Genomic DNA, 15,658 nt, shown 5'->3' with positions numbered 1-15,658 from the left:
TGACGCGGCTTCCGCAGCCCTTCGGGATTTGCCTGTACAGTTCCCGTCGCTTGCCACTAGACTGCCCGCTTATAGCCCAATAAAGGTGAACTGCTTGAAATCGTCCCTGCCGCCTGCCAGCCGCCGCATGGCGGAAGTTCAGTCGCCCATCATCCCCGTGGTCGGAGAATGGATACGGCAAACGCCGGGTTGCATTTCTCTGGGTCAGGGGGTTGCGTTTTATGGCCCGCCGCCTCAGGCGCTGGAGCGCGCCCGTGCTTTCGGTGATCAGCCGGACTGCCACAAATACGGTTCCGTTCAGGGGCAACCGGAACTGCTCAAACTGATTGGCGCCAAGCTGGTTTCGGAAAATGGGTTGGATCTGGATGGGCGGCGCGTGGTGGTGACCGCCGGGGCGAACATGGCATTTCTCAACGCGCTCTTTGCCATCGCCGACCCGGGGGATGAAGTCATCCTGCCGACGCCCTTTTACTTCAATCAGGAAATGGCCATACGTATGCTCGGTTGCACGCCGGTCTGTGTGCCCACCGATGCGGCCTACCAGCCCGATCCGGAGTGTATACGGGCGGCCCTGACGCCCAGGACACGGGCGGTGGTCACGGTGTCGCCCAATAATCCCAGTGGCGCCGTCTATCCGGAAGCGGTGCTGCGCGCCATCAACGCCCTGTGCGCCGAGCGCGGCATCTACCACATCTGCGACGAGGCTTACGAATACTTCACCTACGGCGACGCCAGGCACTATTCGCCCGGGGCCGCCGCGCGCAGCCAGGCGCACACCATCAGCCTGTATTCCTTGTCCAAGGCCTACGGTTTCGCCTCCTGGCGCATCGGCTACATGGTGTTTCCCGAGCACTTGCACGAGGCGGTTCTCAAGGCCCAGGATACCAACCTGATCTGCGCCACCCGCATTGCTCAGGAGGCGGCGATGGGCGCGCTGGAGGCGGGCCCCGGCTATGCCCGTTCCCACCTCGCGAGCTTGGAGCAGACGCGGGACCAGATCCTCGCTGCCCTGCACCACGTGAACGACCTCTGCCGGGTAACACCCACGCAAGGAGCGTTCTACCTGATGCTGGAAGTAGATACCGACCTTTCTTCCGAGCGTCTGGCCGAGAAGCTGGTTCGTGAGCATGGCGTGGCTGTCATTCCCGGCGCGGCGTTCGGACTGTGTGACCGATGCTGCTTTCGGATTTCCTATGGCGCCTTGCGTCCCGAAACCGCCGTAGAAGGTGTGAGGCGTCTAGTCGATGGGCTCAGGCGCACTCAGGGCCTGTCATAGGCTCCCTCGCGCCGATTGGCGCCGCCACGCAGCATGACGCTGTCAGTGGTATCTCGCCCGCCTGTCCTATGGATCGCAAAGCGACAGAGGGCGTTTCCCCCCCCCCCCAATAGCCCCTTCAGCATTGACAAGTTTCTCATAGGTGAGCATGCTTGCTTCGCGATGGCGCCCGAGGGTCATCGAGCGCCTTATCGTATTGAAAGTTTTCCATTTTATTCTCTGGGAATTCAGTGTCGAGCCTGATCCGCTGGTGCGCTTTGGTGGTTGTCGGTTTGGGGATCCTTTCCTGGTACGTAGGGCCGATCCAGGCCGATAGGGCGGGGATGGTGATCAAACTGCCCTTGTGGCCTCAGGGGGCGCCCCAGGCAAATGGACTCTCAGGTCCCGAGCGGTCGGGAAAGTGTGCCGGGAACATAACCCAGCCGACACTTACGGCGTATTTGCCTCCGGCCAATAAAGCCACGGGGGCCGCCATTGTCCTGCTCTCTGGCGGGAGCTACCAGGTGGTCTGCATCGAGATGGAAGCGGAAAAAATCGCGGCCCTCTTGGTGCCTCGCGGCATTGCGGCCCTCTTGGTGCCTCGCGGCATTGCGGCAATCGTGGTCAAGTACCGTATACCGAATCAGCATGCGACGATTCCCGCGGACGACGCGCGTCAAGCACTTCGTGTGGTCCGCCAGCGAGCCGCCGAATGGAATATCAACCCTCAGCGCGTCGGTGTGTGGGGATTTTCCGCGGGGGGACATCTGGCCAGCACCCTGTCCACGGCGTTCGATGCGGGGCAGCCGGCGGCCACGGATCCGATTGAGCGACAATCGAGCCGCCCGGACTTCTCAATCCTGTTTTACCCCGTCATTTCGATGGATGAGGGGGTGACCCACGGGCCGTCCCGCCGAAACCTTTTGGGGCCCACGCCAGCCCCGGAGTTGATCGCGAGATACTCCAATGACCAACAGGTTTCTGCGCAAACCCCTCCGACATTCCTTTTACATGCCGGCGACGATACCGTGGTGCCGGTGGAGAATAGCCTGCAGTACTACCGGCAACTGGTAAAACATCAGGTCCCTGCGCGCCTTGTGGTTTATGAAACAGGCGGACACGGCCCGACAGTGTTCCAGGACAATCCAAGTTGGCTCGGTGTACTTGAAGATTGGCTACGCCATCAGCAAGCGTTGGCCGGGCCCGGGGCAATTACTGCGCGCGCCGATTGATGGAGAAAAACCTGGGGGTATTTGATATTCCCCTCCGAGGTTACCGGCAATGATGGCCGCCTCTCAAGGTTTAACTCCGGAATGACTCAATTGCTAAAACCGGCGTCCGGTCTGAATTGACACTGCATTCGCCTGGGCCATAAACTTTCTGGCAAAGATTCTCGATAACGATCGTACAACCTCGCGAAAATACCCATGAAGATTTCGACGCGCCCGGTTTATGAAGTGTTAGTAGTCGATATGGAAGGTCGGCTGGATTCCATGGCGGCAGGGTATGGAAACGACGAGATGGTCAAAATCGTCAAGGGCGAGCACAAGAAGATCCTGGTCAACTTGGGCAAGCTGGAATTCATCTCCAGCGCCGGCTTGCGGGTATTGCTGCTGGGTGCCAAGCTGTTGCAAGGGGCCGGCGGGCAGATGAAACTTTGCGAAGCCAATGCCTTCGTCAACGACGTCTTGGCCACCAGTGGATTCGCCAGCCTGATTTCACTCTACCCCACCGAAGCCGAGGCCATGAAGGCGTTCAACTAGGCAGCCGGTCTTGCCACCGCGCCTTTCGGTTCACACTGCAGGAGACGACACGAATATGGTGAGGCGGAGGTGGTTCCTGCCCCCGGCTCGTTCATATCGGCATTCGTCGCTGTAATGGCGTATGAAATGAATTCCCAGGCCGCCGATTTCCGCTTCCTCAAGGTTGAGCAGATCCGCGGGCGGAGGCGCTTCCAGCGGATTGAACGATCGCCCCGCATCTTCAATTTCCAGGTGAACCGCCCCGGGTTCGGCGATTATCCGGACCGTGACGGGGTGCTGGCCGTCATCGTCAAAGCCATGCTGGATGGTGTTGGACAGGGCTTCGTCGAGCAGCAGCGCCAGCCGGAGGCAGTGGCTTTCCGGCAGTTCAAGGCGTTCCGCAAACGCCCGCAACCAATGCGACGCACGGGAAACCTCGCTCAGCCGGGCGGAAATGACCAGTTCGCCGCGCTCGGCGGTTCCGTAATGGCCCCCTGGGGCAGGTATTTCAGGCGTGTGATTCATTCCTCGGGTCTGCGGTGGGGTTTTCGTCAAGCCGGGCGTAATCCCGGCCTCGAAGGCCAAAACTATCCCGAAGTCATGCCAACAGGTCAAATGGATGAATCAGGTCTCCTTCGATCAGCTTTACGCGGCCGTTTCCGCCTTGCCCAAAGTCCGAGGCTTCGTGCTTGCGCATATGCTCGCGCTGCCTGAGCCCTTGCCCGGCCTCATGACGCGTTTGATGCGGCAAGGGCGGGGAGGTGCCATTGCGGCCAGCGAACTCGCGGCGCACTTTGGGTTCGTCGAAGGCCAAGCACAGGCCTTGATCGAACTGCTCGCGGAGAAGGGGTTTCTGTACGCTCCCTCGGCCGAAACCGGTGACGCGGACTACCGCATTCGGTTCGGACACAAACCCGGCGCGGAATGGCCAGAGGCCCTCAGAACTGCGCTGATCCAAAGCAAGGCGGTACAGCTCATCGAAGTTCGCTCGGATCTCGGGGCTGGAACCCGTGGCGCCGATCTCGGTCCGGCAGCCCTCCAGGCGGCGGCTTTTCAGCTGGACCGTTTCGCCGTCTCCAGTGGTCCCGCCGAAGTCGTTGAAGCCGATTCAAAGCAGACTTCATGCGACGACTCGCCTTTCGCCAAGAACCTGGCCGGGCTGCTCGTGCTCTTCCAAGCGGTCGCAACCGCCGTCGCCGCCACGGTCGAGGCCGGCCGTTTTCCCATCGTGGTCTCGGGCGATCACAGCACGGCGACCGGTACCCTGGCCGGGCTCAAGCAGGCGCTGCCGGAGACGCGCCTTGGCGTGGTCTGGATCGATGCCCATGCCGACATTCATTCACCCTACACGACCCCTTCCGGAAACATGCACGGGATGCCCCTGGCCGCCGCATTGGGGGAGGACAATCTTCCGGCCCGTATCAACGCGCTTTCGGCGGAGACGGCGGCGGGCTGGAATGCGGTCAAGCGGCTCGGCGGGATTGAGCCCAAGATCCGGTTCGAGGATCTGGTCTACGTGGCGGTGCGAGATACCGAGCCCGCGGAAGACCGCCTGATCGAGCAGCACCGGATACGAAACTTCACCACCACCGAACTGAGGAGCCGGGGTGCGGCCCGTATCGCCCGCGAGGCCCTGGCCTTGCTCGATGCCTGCGAGCGCATTTATGTCTCCTTTGACGTGGACAGCATGGACCCGTCCGTCGCGAACGCCACGGGAACGCCGGTGGCCGGCGGCCTGACCGAGCTCGAAGCCGGTGATCTCATCGCGTCGCTGCTGCAGGACCGACGCATCTGCTGTTTCGAAATCTGCGAGATCAATCCGACCCTGGCGGAGGACAACCGAACGGTGGAGAACGCCTTGGACGTGGTATCCAGGGTCAAGGGGCGGGTTTCAGCTGAATACAACTAGCCACTCGGGATTCCTCAAGCGCATTCCCCTGTTCCGCGAATTCGACGCGGAGAGCCTGGACATGCTGGCCGCTCATCTACAGGCCCGGCACTTCGATGCCGAGCACGTGCTGTTCCGGCAGGGAGATGCCGGGGACGTGCTTTACATCGTTCAATCGGGTCAGGTCAGGATCGTGTCGCAAGCCGATGAGGCGGCGGAACTGGTGGTCAATCAGCTCGGGCCTGGGGACGTTTTCGGCGAAATGGCACTGCTGGATGACGCGCCGCGCTCGGCCGGCGCGGTCACGCAATCGCCCGCCGTGCTCCTGCTGCTGACGCGCCCGGATTGGTTGAAGGTCTTGGGCGAGCATCCGCAATTGGCGCTGGAGATCATCCGTGGGCTCTCGGCCAAGTTGCGCTTCGCGACCGGCTATATCGAAAAGTCCATCGCCTGGAGCCGGCGCATTGCGGGCGGCGATTACGGTTCAGCGCTGTCCGATCTGGAGATCGAGAGGAACCACGGACAGGATGCAGCGGAAGGTCGTGAGATCCGGATTGAGTCTTTGATCGCTGCCTTTTTTGCCATGGCCGAGGATGTGAGCCGGCGTGAAGCGCAGTTGAGGGATGAACTGCGGCGCTTGCGCATCGAGATCGATGAAAGCAAGAAGCACCGGCACGTGGCGGCGATCACCGAAACCGACAGCTTCCGCGAGTTGCGGGCCAAGGCGCGTTCGCTGCGCGGCAAGCTGTCTGGCGAATCAGGCGAATGATCCGGAGCGTCGCACCCGTTCAATCCAGCAGTGCCTTGCTGATCTTCGCGTAGATCGCGCTCAGGGGATGATCGGGATGATGCACGGCGAAAATGCCGCCACTCGCCAGTTGCATCATCGTTTCGGAATGCGGAAGTACGCCGACGACGGGGCAGCCGTAGGCATCCTCGACCTTGGCCTTCACCTCGGTGGGCGCAAAGATCTCAGGGGTCTTGTTGACCACCATCAGCATGCGTGGGACTTCCAGGCGGCGCGCCACTTCCACGGTGACGCCGGTGCCCAGGTAGTCCTGCTGATCAGGGCGCATGATGACCAGCAGCACGTCCGAGATGGCGATGGCGAGCAGGGTTTCCTCATTGAGGCCGGGGTGGGTGTCGATGAGCAGCACATCCAGGGCAAGATCGCCGATCATCGCCTGGAAACCATCGGTCAGCATTTCGACGCTATACCCCTCGCGCAGCACGCGGGCGATATCGCCGCTGCGCGTGCTGGACGGCACCAGATAAACCGCGCCGGGCCCGGCGGCGCCAGCCACCGCCGAGACATCGTGGGCCGCCTCGCGGATGTCGCAGGCGCCCCACAGGAAGTCGTTCAGGGTATGCCGCACCGCCGACTCATCCAGCCCGAACAGCACGTGTATGCCCGGAGACTGGATATCCGTGTCGACCACGGCCACGCGCTTGCCCGCGCGGCCCAGAAGCGCGGCTAGATTCGCCGTGGTGTTGGTCTTGCCGGTGCCGCCGCGAAACGAATGGATCGAAATGGTCCTCGCCATGTCGTTGTCCCTTTAAGCCGTCTTCAACGAGCGGAGCTTGCCTTTTTCAGTAGCCTTCCACTGTCGCCCAGTCACATGACTTCCTTGTTGCGCTCGCGCACGAACACGAGGAATTCATCCACCGCCAGCGGCCGGGAGAAGAAGAAGCCCTGGCCGAACTGCACGCCGCTCTTGAGCAGATAGCGCATCTGATAGAGGTGCTCGATGCCTTCGGCGATGAGTTGGAACTGCAGGCTGTGCCCGATGCCGATGATGTGGTCCACCAGGCTGGCACTCTCGGCCTCGTCTTCGATGCCATCCACGAAGGCTTTGTCGATCTTCAGGTAATCCACTGGAAAACGGTGCAGGTAGCTGAGGCTGGAATAGCCGGTGCCGAAGTCGTCCAGGGCGACCTTGGCGCCGCGCCGGCGCAGGGACTGCATGATGTCGTTGGCGCTAGTGACATGGTCGGGGATCAGGCTTTGCTCGGTGACTTCGTAGACAATCTGGCCGTTGGGAACCAGGTCGATCACGAGATCCTCGAAGCCTACCTTGTGGCCGTCACAGCCCAAGTCGGATGGGCTGAGATTGATGCTGACATAGATATCCGGATTGTTCTTGAGAAAGGCGCCAAGTTCCCACTCCACGCGCCGCACCACCCAGTGGGTCAGTGCGCGGATGACCCCGGTCTGCTCCGCGGCCGGCAGGAAGATCAGCGGCATCAGCAGGCCTTGCTCCGGATGCTGCCAGCGCACCAGGGTTTCCGCGCCCACGCAGCGCTGGCTGTGCATGTCGATCACCGGCTGGTAATGCAGCACCAGTTCGTCGTTTTCCAGGGCCTGCCATAACTCCCCCTGCAGCAGGCTGCGCCGGCGCCGGTTGGACTTGAGCAGGGCGATCAGGGCGACGGAGATGAACAGTCCGCTAAACCCGAGGGGCAGCGACTGGTCCCGCCATTGTCGCAGTATGAAGGCGGGCGAACTGGCCACTACCGCATACAGGGGGAAGGCGCCGGACTTGTAGACGGAGAACAGCTTGCCGCGATGCTGCAGCTGGTGCGGGATGCTCTCCATCAGGGGCGGCAGATCGCCCTCGGACATGGTGCCGAAGCTGATGACGGCTTTGCCGTCGCCGCGCACCAGGAACACGCTGCTGACTTCGCCCAGCCGCACGTATTCATGAAACTCCTGAAACAGGTCGGGATCGATCAGCGCGTTCACGTAGTTGCGCGCATCGACGCGGTAATTGACCAGCATTGATTTGCCGCCCTGCAGGGTCGCAACCGGCGGCACGATGGTGATTTCCCCGTCGCTCTCGGAGATCTTGCTCGACTCCCGGTCGGTGATGAGTACCGGCGGTGTAAATCGCTGGATATCGTTGCAGGTAAGCCGGTTGTCGTTGATGATGCCCATCTCGCGGATATACAGCACGCTGAACACCTTTTCGCGCATGAAGGCGAGGGCGTTCAGGTCGCAGCGCGCCGAGGTATGCTCGGCCAGTTGGCGCAAATTGGTTTCCGTGACCTTCAGTATCTTTTCCGAGCGCCGCGCCGTCGCGTCCGCCAGGAAGGCCATCTGATGTTCGATGTGCCGCACCGTCCAGAGGAAGGAAAGGGTGAGTGTGAGGAAAACCGGGACGAGCGCGAGCAGGACGACGAGGGAAATTTCGTGCTTCGCCAGGAGCCGCCGGGGCCGGCGAAAACGTCTATTCAATCGGGGGGGCTTGGTCCGGGGCACGCAGTGTCGGCTCTTATGCGAGGGGATTTCAGGCTAAGGTTTTTTCAGGGCATCATATCACCCGTTCCGCCAATATTGATCAGGCCCCAAAATGCCCTCCTGTTATTTCGGGCCGACGCCAAGGTCGGTGCGCGCTCGACCTTGGCTGACGCGGCTTCTGGCCGCGCCGGGCCATCCGTGCCCCGCATTAGCCCGGCCACTAAGGGGCGGGTTAATCGTATTGAAAGCCCCTTAGCTCCGGCAGCCACCGAAGGCTATTGCCCATGTTTCTGCCAGTGCTCGCGAAATAACGCTTCCTCGTTTATCACGCGCGGTTTTACCGGCCGGGACACCCAGGTGAGGTTGACGAAGTGGCGCGCGTTGACATTTTCCGTGGTGATGTTGCCGCCCCAGGTGCCGCAGCTCAGGCTCAGGGTGTAGGGCAGGCTATTGCGGGGGCTGCCCGCGCCCTCGTTGAGGTTCTGGTTCACCATCACCCGCGCGGTGCGCGTGCCCATGGCCAAGGCCATCACATGGTCGTCGTTGCAGGTGTGGATGCCGCAGGTATGGCCGTGCCCCTGGTAGTCGGTGATGCGGTTGACTTGCTCCACCGCTTGCCCGATGCCACCTTCGTAGCGGTACAGGGCCAGCACCACCGAGAGCTTTTCGCCTGAAAACGGGTGCTCGGGGCCCGTCCCGGATTCTTCCACCACGAGGAACCGGCAGGCCTCGCTAACAGGTATTCCGGCCAGCGCCGCGATTTCGCCGGCCGACCGGGCGATCACTTCCAAGGCCGGTATGGGCACGCCGGGCTTTGGCCACATCACGGTCTGCAGCCTGCGTTTTTCCTCGGGATTGCAGACATGGCCGCCCTGTTCCATGAGCAGGTTCTTGAGCGCATCGTACACGGCCGCGGCCGCTACCACCGCGTTGTCGGCGAGGCAACTGGTGGCGTAGTCGAAGGTTTTTGCCACGGCGATGCATCTGGCCGCATCCTGCAGGTCCGCCGTCTCGTCGACCACATGCACGGAATTCCCTACGCCCACCCCATAGGCCGGTGTGCCCGAACTGTAGGCCGCCTTCACCATGGCTTCGCCGCCGGTGGCGACGATCAGGTCCACCTGCCGCATCAGTTCCTGGGTCTTGGCCAGGGAGGGTTTTTCGATCAACTGGATCAGGTCCGCCGGAGCGCCCACCTGTTCGCATGCGGCTCGCATGAAATCCACCACCAGGGCCGATGTCTTCTGGGTGCGCGGATGGGCGGCGACGATGATGGCGTTGCGTCCCTTCAGGGCCAGAAGTGCTTTCAATGGCGGAGTGGCATCGGGGCCGGTGGTGGGGATCAGGGCGGCCACCACGCCCACCGGCTTGGCGATCTTGATCAAGCCCTTGTCGGGGCTTTCTTCGACCACGCCCACGGTCCTGACGTCCGCCATGTCCGCCAAGGTGCCCATGATGCGGTTGCGGATCTTGAGCACCTTGTCCGGGTAGTTCCCGAATCCCCCCTCGTCCACAGCCAGTCGCGCCAGAGTCTCGGCGCGGTCCTGCCGCACGACGGACCAGGCGATGGCCGTGGTGAGCGCGTCCACCTGCTCCTGGGAGTAGTGCTCGATGCCCGCTTGCGCCTTGCGGGCACGCGCTACCAATGCGCCGATTTCGGCGGCGTGTTCGCCTATTGGGTTGTTCATGCTAGGCCTCGTCGAAATGGGGATTTAGCAAGCGTCGTTGCGCTGGGTGCGCGCGAATCAGAACGGATTTTTGAGGTCAAGGCAAGTGACAGAAATAGCCTGTTGACAAAATACGCCGGATGCGGCGCAATGTCGCACAACCAAAGGCATTTGACTAGCGGGTGAGCAAGGCCCGGAGCGGGGAGTGCGTGCCCGCCGGCGAGCGCGTGTTTGCCCAATGCGGTGGGGAGGCGGGTTCAGGGAAGGCAAGAATTAATCGGCCGTTGAAAAAGGAGGGTGGAGCAATGAAGATTCGTGGCAGCGAGGTACTCATCCCGACCAGCATGGTCGGCAACTATCCCAACCCGCGCTGGTGGGACGCGGAATTTGCCCGCCACTTCAGAGGCGATCAGGAGCCGCCGGATTCCATGTGGCGCGAGGCGCTGGAGGATGTGATCGGCGCGATCGCCCGGGACCAGGAAAATGCCGGCCTGGACATCATCGCTGATGGGCGCGTGCATGGCGACAACTATGCCGACCAGGCCCTGTATTACTACTTCCGCCGCCTCGGCTACAATCTCAAGGGCGGGCACCTCGGCTTCCCTATCTACAGCCGTTTGCACGCCGGCACGGTGGATCAGGAAATCAAACGGCGCGGCGCCATCATGGTCGAGCAGGCGAAGGCGCTGAAACGCGCCACGCGCAAGCCGGTCAAGATCCAGTACACCGGCATCCAGGTGCTGGCCCAGGCCAGCAACGACCTGCATTACAAATCCTCCCGGGACCGGGCCATGGCCATCGCGGCCGCCATCAACGAGGATCTGCTGGAAGTGGACGCCCTGGGTGTCGACTTCATCCAACTGGACGAGTTCACCTGGCCCTACGGCTTCGAGGATTGGGCCATCGAGGCCTTCAACCGGGCGGTGGAGGGCGTGAAGAACGCCAAGATCATCGTGCACGTGTGCTGGGGCAACTGGGGCGGGACGCCCGCCTACCTGCCCGACGAAACCGCCAGCGCCGGCGAAGTCTACGATCTGACCAAGCGGCGAGGAAAGCAGCCGGAAGCCACCGCCACGGTGGTTCCAGCCGCCTACCGGGCACACATCGACGTGCTCAACCTGGAGAGCTGCGGACGCCGCAGTGACGACATGAGCGGGCTGGACGTCCTCAAATCGAATGCCTTGCCGGACAACATCAGCTTCTGGGCGGGGGTGATCGACGTCAAGAGCACCATCACCGAAACCGCCGAGCAGGTCGCGGATCGCATCCGCAGGCTGCTGCAGGTGATCCCGGCGGAGCGGCTCGGGGTGACCACGGACTGCGGGCTGATTTTGTTGCAACGCTATATCGCCATCGACAAACTGCATGCCCTGGTGCAAGGAACCGAGCTGGTGCGGCGGGAACTGGCGGCTAAGCGGGCCGCGGCGGCCTGATCCGGGCAAGGTTCAAGCGGCTCCGGATGCACTAAAACAATAACCACCTGGCGGACACGCCGACGCGCAGTCGTCGGCGTGATTTGGACCGAGGCCATGCCCATCTATCAGATTGTCTGCCCCGACTGCGGGCATCGCTTCAGCGGCATGGTGTTTGCCGGAACCCGCGAGCCGGAGTGCTGGGTCTGTTCCCGGTGCGGCAGCGACCACGCCCGGCCCGATGCGGATAGCCCGCCGCTTCCCCACCCATTGGAGTCGGCCCACGGCTCCGGCTGCCCCTGCTGCGGCGGCGCCGCTCCGACTGCAGGCCGCGAGCCGCCCGGCTGAGCCGGCCCGGACATGACTGACGTAAGCGGGGCCCAATGGACCACGACGCGCTGGCGCCGCGAGATCGAGGATCGTCTGGCCGCGGGCGGCGGCGAGCCGCTGGTGAATATCGACCGCGGCGACCGTCGTCCTTTCGATGCTATCTTCCTGGGAGGCGGGGCCGGTGGCCGCTTCGGCGCCGCGTATCTCCGCGCCATGGGCGGCCGCCCCCTCATCATCGATCGCTGGCCCTTCCTGGGCGGCTCCTGTCCCCACCATGCCTGCGTACCCCATCATCTGTTCTCGGACGCGGCGGCGCAGCTCATGCTGGAGCGCAGTTTTTCGGGCCGTTTGTGGTTCCAGGATCTGCGCGGCAAGCAGGTTTCCATCCTGGAACTGGTCGAGGCGTTCCGGCAGGGACGCACCGGCCCCCATGCCTTCATGAATTACCAGAGCCAGGAGCAACTGGACTTGGAGTTCGTGCTCGGTGCCCCGGGGCGCATCGTCGATGCCCACAGCGTGGAAGTCGCGGAATCCATTTATCGCGCCCGGTCCCTGGTGCTCGCCACCGGCTCCCGGGCCAGGGCGCTGGGCCTTGAAGGCGAGTCGCTCACCGGCGTTTTCGATTATGCCAGTCTGGTCGACCGCCTGGATTACGAGCCCGGGCCGACCGCCGTGGTGGCGGGCGGCGGCAAGACCGCCATCGAATACGCCTGTTTCTTCAACGCGACGGGCCGCCGCACCCTCGTCGTCTCCCGCGAGGAGCCCTTGGCGCTAATTCAGGACGCGGAAACTCGCGCCTTTTTGATGACCCGCATGCGGGAGCAGGGCATGGAATTCTGGAGCGGCGCACACGTCGTCGCTTTGGAGGGCGATGGGGAGGGAAAACTGGCGGCGGTGACGATCCAGACCCGAGAAGGCAGCCATGAGGTAAGCACCGACTTCCTGTTCCTGGGGCTGGGACAGCAGCCCAATTCCGCGGAGGCCTTAGCCGCTCTGGGAGTTGCCACCGACGCGAATGGCTTTGTGCAAGTGGACAGCCGCATGCGCACCTCGGTGGCGGATGTCTATGCGGTGGGCGACGTGGTGGGCGCTCCCATGGAGATGTTCAAGGCCCGCAAGGGCGGCGTGTGCGCGGCTCGCAACATCATGGGGGACGAGGCCCATTACCGGGTCGAGGACTTTCCGGATTTCCTGCATACCCATTATGAGGTCTGCTGGCTGGGCCTGGGGGAGGAACAGGCGCGCGCCCGCCTCCGCAACGTGATCGTCCTCAAGCTGCCGCCCGATAATCCCGACGGGGACTCCGTATCGCTGCCGGCCGGCGACCGGATGATGCTCTACGCCCTGCTCAGGCCCGAGCTGTCGGGGTTCCAGAAGCTGGTAATCGACGGCGATACGCGCCGCATCGTCGGCGCCTTCCACGTGGGAGCCGGCGCCAAGGACGGTTTCCAGTATCTGGCCCCGCTAGTACGCAAGGGACTGACCGTGGACGAGTTGGGGGACATGAACGAGCTGTTTCTCAACCCGTCCTATTTCATTCAACTCTGCCGTCTGCGGGCGGGCAGCCGGGTACTGAGGGGGATGTGATGGGCAAACGCCTGGCGCGCAAGCATGCCGTGATCACCGGCGGCGGCGCTGGCATCGGCCTGGCCATAGCCCGGGCCTTTGGCCGGGAAGGCGCCCGCGTGGCGATCGTGGACTGCGACCCCGCGCGCTTGGATGAAGCCCGGCGGGCTCTGCGGGATGCCGGGATAGACAGCGCCGCGTTCCAGGCGGACGTGGCCGATGGCAAGGCGGTGGAGGGCGCGTTCGCGGCCATCCGTCAGCATTTCGGAGACAACGTGCACGTGCTGGTCAACAACGCCGGCATCGTGGACTTCGGCGCGGTGGAAGACACGGAGCTGGACGCCTGGCGGCGCATCATCGACACCAACCTGAGCGGCACTTTCCTCTGTTCGCAGGCGGTGCTGCCCGCCATGCGGGAAGGTGGCGGCGCTATCGTCAATATGGCCTCGGTGGCGGGGCAGATCGGTTTTCCGAGGCTGGCGGCCTACTGCGCCTCGAAGGGCGGCATCATCGCCCTGACCCGGCAGATGGCGGTGGACTACACGCCCCGCGGAATCCGGGTCAACTGTATCTGTCCCGGGCGCATCGCCGGCACTGAGCTGGACCGCTGGATACGCAGCGTCGACACCGAGGCGGCCACCGCCGGCAAGATGGCGAAATACCCCATGGGCCGTTTCGGGCTGCCCGAGGAGGTGGCGCAGGCGGCCCTTTACCTGGCCTCGGATGCCTCCGCCTTCGTGTCCGGCATTGCCCTCACCGTCGATGGAGGCCTGTCCGCCTTATGAATGTTCCGCTGCACACCCAGCCCGACAAACTGACCGACCTGCCGGGGCTCGCGGCCCATGTGAGCGCCGGCGACTGCGTGGCCGTCGGCGGCGGCCTGTCCTGGCGCGAGCCCATGGCGGTGCTGCGGGAACTGGTGCGGCGGCGGGTAGGGGGGCTGAGGCTGATCGGCTCGGCCCACGGCATCGATGTGGATCTCTTGTGCGGGGCCGGGCTGGTGGCTGCGAGCGGCGAATCCTATGTCGGCTTCGAGCAGGACTTCGGCATGGCGCCCAATTACCGCCGCGCCTGCGAGTCTGGCGCCGTGGCGGTCGAGGACAACTGCTGCTACACCCTGGTGCAGCAGCTGCGGGCCGCCATCGCCGGCCTGCCGTTCATGCCCATGCGCTCCATGCGCGGCACGGGGTTCATGGATCTGCACCCGGAATTCAAGACCCTGCGCTGCCCTTACACCGGAGAGGAACTGGTCCTGGTGCCGGCGCTCAGGCCGGATGTCGCCATCCTGCACGCCCAGTACGGGGATGCCCACGGAAATCTCCGCATCGAGGGGCCGCCGGTGGCCGACGTCCTGTTCGCCAAGGCCTCGCGCAGGGTAATTGCCACGGTGGAGCAGATCCTGCCCACCGACCGGCTGGCGGAGATGGGCGTGAGCATCCCGTACTTCTACGTGACGGCCCTGGCGGAGGTTCCGCACGGCGCCCATCCCACCGCCTGCTATCCCTTCTATGCCTACGACCGGCGGCACACCGCCGAGTACTACCGGCTCGCGGCTCAGGGCGCGGAGGCCTTCCGCGAGGGCTATTTGCAAACCTATGTGCACGACTGCCCCACTGAAGCCGACTACCTGCGCGCCATCGGTGGACCGGCCAGCCTGGAGCGGCTGGCTTCCTGGCAGGAAAGCCCGGAAAGCTGGAGGGCGCTGTATGACTGAGCGGCCCGGCGACTGCACCTTGGGCGAGGCCCTGATCTACCAGATCGCCCGCACCATCGAGGACGGCATCCTGGCCTTCCACGGCTTCGGCTCGCCCCTGGTGCAACTGGCCTTGCACCTGGCCAAACGCACCCACGCACCCAATCTGGTGCTGGTGGCGGGGGCTACCTATGGCGTCAATCCGGCTCCGCCCTTCCTGACGCCGACCAGCAACGATTGGGCGATGAACCGCGGCGCGGAATGCCATCTGTCCATCGACGAGCTGTTCGACCTGGCCGCCGCCGGCCGGCTGGGCCGCATGTTCCTCTCGGGCCTGCAGATCGACCGGCGCGGCAACCTGAATGTCACGCGCCTGGGCCGCGAGCGCATGTCCCTCAAGCTGCCGGGCGGCGGCGGGGGAGGCAACCTCTCCTGCGACGCGCGCCGCATTACCCTGTGGACGGCGGCCCATCGCGCGCCGCCCGATCAGAGCGGCCGGCGCCGTTTTCGCCTGGTGGAGCGCTGCGATTTCATCACCAGTCTTGGGCACGGCGTACCCGGCGGGGCGCAGCGCGGCCGGTTGGGTCACATCGGCCAGGGCCCGGACTGGCTGATCACCGAACTGGGCGTGTTCGATTTCGACGAAAACGGGCAGGCGCGCCTGGCGGCGCTCTACCCGGATGTGGGCCTGGACGAGCTGCGCGCAAGCACCGGATTCGAACTGGTGGCGCGCGACGATCTGGCGTCGATCCCGCTGCCCACTGCGGAGATGGCGGCCTGCATCCGTGCCCTGGACCCGCTCCGCATCCACGAAAGGGAACTGCGGCCCGAGGACCGGGCGCGCCGCTTCGAGCTGGAGGCCTGACC

The 15,658-nt window shown here is 63.9% G+C and carries 15 protein-coding genes; 11 read left to right on the top strand and 4 right to left on the bottom strand.

Features of this window, described 5'->3' with window-relative positions:
- Nucleotides 1-94 precede the first annotated feature (94 nt).
- The 3 genes from EK23_RS13910 (at nucleotide 95) to EK23_RS13900 (ending at nucleotide 3,018) form a co-directional block, all read left to right on the top strand.
- Nucleotides 95-1,276 (top strand): pyridoxal phosphate-dependent aminotransferase, encoded by a 1,182-nt coding sequence (locus EK23_RS13910; protein ID WP_235282069.1) that lies wholly within the window; start codon nucleotides 95-97, stop codon nucleotides 1,274-1,276.
- 323 nt (nucleotides 1,277-1,599) lie between these two features.
- The gene (locus EK23_RS13905) at nucleotides 1,600-2,487 is read left to right on the top strand and encodes an alpha/beta hydrolase (RefSeq protein ID WP_045226085.1); all 888 of its coding nucleotides are present in this window, start codon (nucleotides 1,600-1,602) and stop codon (nucleotides 2,485-2,487) included.
- Nucleotides 2,488-2,682: 195 nt separating this feature from the next.
- A complete protein-coding gene (locus tag EK23_RS13900) occupies nucleotides 2,683-3,018 on the top strand; it encodes an STAS domain-containing protein (RefSeq protein ID WP_045225985.1) in 336 nt (111 codons plus the stop codon).
- A 30-nt stretch (nucleotides 3,019-3,048) separates the two neighbouring features.
- On the opposite strand, the gene EK23_RS13895 is transcribed toward EK23_RS13900, so the two are convergent.
- Complete coding sequence (locus EK23_RS13895; RefSeq protein ID WP_052808181.1) at nucleotides 3,049-3,522, bottom strand: ATP-binding protein; 474 nt, start codon at nucleotides 3,520-3,522, stop codon at nucleotides 3,049-3,051.
- Between the two features lie 94 nt (nucleotides 3,523-3,616).
- Here EK23_RS13895 and EK23_RS13890 point away from each other — a divergent pair, with 94 nt between their 5' ends.
- Nucleotides 3,617-4,906, top strand: a complete 1,290-nt coding sequence (locus EK23_RS13890) for an arginase (protein WP_200892162.1) — start codon at nucleotides 3,617-3,619, stop codon at nucleotides 4,904-4,906.
- Nucleotides 4,907-4,967: 61 nt separating this feature from the next.
- Nucleotides 4,968-5,654, top strand: coding sequence for a cyclic nucleotide-binding domain-containing protein (locus tag EK23_RS21820; protein ID WP_052808180.1), 687 nt, complete (start codon nucleotides 4,968-4,970; stop codon nucleotides 5,652-5,654).
- A 19-nt stretch (nucleotides 5,655-5,673) separates the two neighbouring features.
- Here the strand turns inward: EK23_RS21820 and EK23_RS13880 are convergent, their stop codons facing one another.
- The 3 genes from EK23_RS13880 to EK23_RS13870 form a co-directional block, all read right to left on the bottom strand.
- A complete protein-coding gene (locus EK23_RS13880) occupies nucleotides 5,674-6,429 on the bottom strand; it encodes a MinD/ParA family ATP-binding protein (RefSeq protein ID WP_045225984.1) in 756 nt (251 codons plus the stop codon).
- Nucleotides 6,430-6,500: 71 nt separating this feature from the next.
- Nucleotides 6,501-8,120 carry an EAL domain-containing protein gene (locus tag EK23_RS21815; protein WP_145998664.1) on the bottom strand — a complete coding sequence of 540 codons (1,620 nt, stop codon included), beginning with the start codon at nucleotides 8,118-8,120 and terminating at the stop codon, nucleotides 6,501-6,503.
- A 278-nt stretch (nucleotides 8,121-8,398) separates the two neighbouring features.
- Complete coding sequence (locus tag EK23_RS13870) at nucleotides 8,399-9,811, bottom strand: aldehyde dehydrogenase family protein (protein ID WP_045225983.1); 1,413 nt, start codon at nucleotides 9,809-9,811, stop codon at nucleotides 8,399-8,401.
- 284 nt (nucleotides 9,812-10,095) lie between these two features.
- Here EK23_RS13870 and EK23_RS13865 point away from each other — a divergent pair, with 284 nt between their 5' ends.
- The 6 genes from EK23_RS13865 to EK23_RS13845 all read left to right on the top strand — a co-directional run bounded on the left by EK23_RS13865 (nucleotide 10,096) and on the right by EK23_RS13845 (nucleotide 15,656).
- Nucleotides 10,096-11,223 (top strand): cobalamin-independent methionine synthase II family protein, encoded by a 1,128-nt coding sequence (locus tag EK23_RS13865; RefSeq protein WP_045225982.1) that lies wholly within the window; start codon nucleotides 10,096-10,098, stop codon nucleotides 11,221-11,223.
- A gap of 96 nt (nucleotides 11,224-11,319) precedes the next feature.
- Complete coding sequence (locus tag EK23_RS22555; protein ID WP_082054202.1) at nucleotides 11,320-11,550, top strand: FmdB family zinc ribbon protein; 231 nt, start codon at nucleotides 11,320-11,322, stop codon at nucleotides 11,548-11,550.
- Between the two features lie 12 nt (nucleotides 11,551-11,562).
- On the top strand, nucleotides 11,563-13,119 hold the full coding sequence (locus EK23_RS13860) for an FAD-dependent oxidoreductase (protein ID WP_052808178.1): 1,557 nt from the start codon (nucleotides 11,563-11,565) through the stop codon (nucleotides 13,117-13,119).
- Nucleotides 13,119-13,883 (top strand): SDR family NAD(P)-dependent oxidoreductase, encoded by a 765-nt coding sequence (locus EK23_RS13855; RefSeq protein WP_045225981.1) that lies wholly within the window; start codon nucleotides 13,119-13,121, stop codon nucleotides 13,881-13,883. Before EK23_RS13860 ends, EK23_RS13855 begins: the two co-directional genes overlap by 1 nt.
- Nucleotides 13,880-14,812: a CoA transferase subunit A gene (locus EK23_RS13850; RefSeq protein WP_052808177.1), complete on the top strand. Its 933-nt coding sequence runs from the start codon at nucleotides 13,880-13,882 to the stop codon at nucleotides 14,810-14,812. Before EK23_RS13855 ends, EK23_RS13850 begins: the two co-directional genes overlap by 4 nt.
- Nucleotides 14,805-15,656, top strand: coding sequence for a CoA-transferase (locus tag EK23_RS13845; RefSeq protein WP_045225980.1), 852 nt, complete (start codon nucleotides 14,805-14,807; stop codon nucleotides 15,654-15,656). The genes EK23_RS13850 and EK23_RS13845 overlap by 8 nt, the downstream gene beginning before the upstream one ends.
- Nucleotides 15,657-15,658: the final 2 nt, after the last annotated feature.

Origin of the sequence: Methyloterricola oryzae, from assembly GCF_000934725.1 — a bacterium.
GTDB classification, from domain to species: Bacteria; Pseudomonadota; Gammaproteobacteria; order Methylococcales; family Methylococcaceae; genus Methyloterricola; species Methyloterricola oryzae.
Note: the sequence above shows the minus strand (reverse complement) of the source record. Positions and strands in the feature narration are given on the sequence as shown.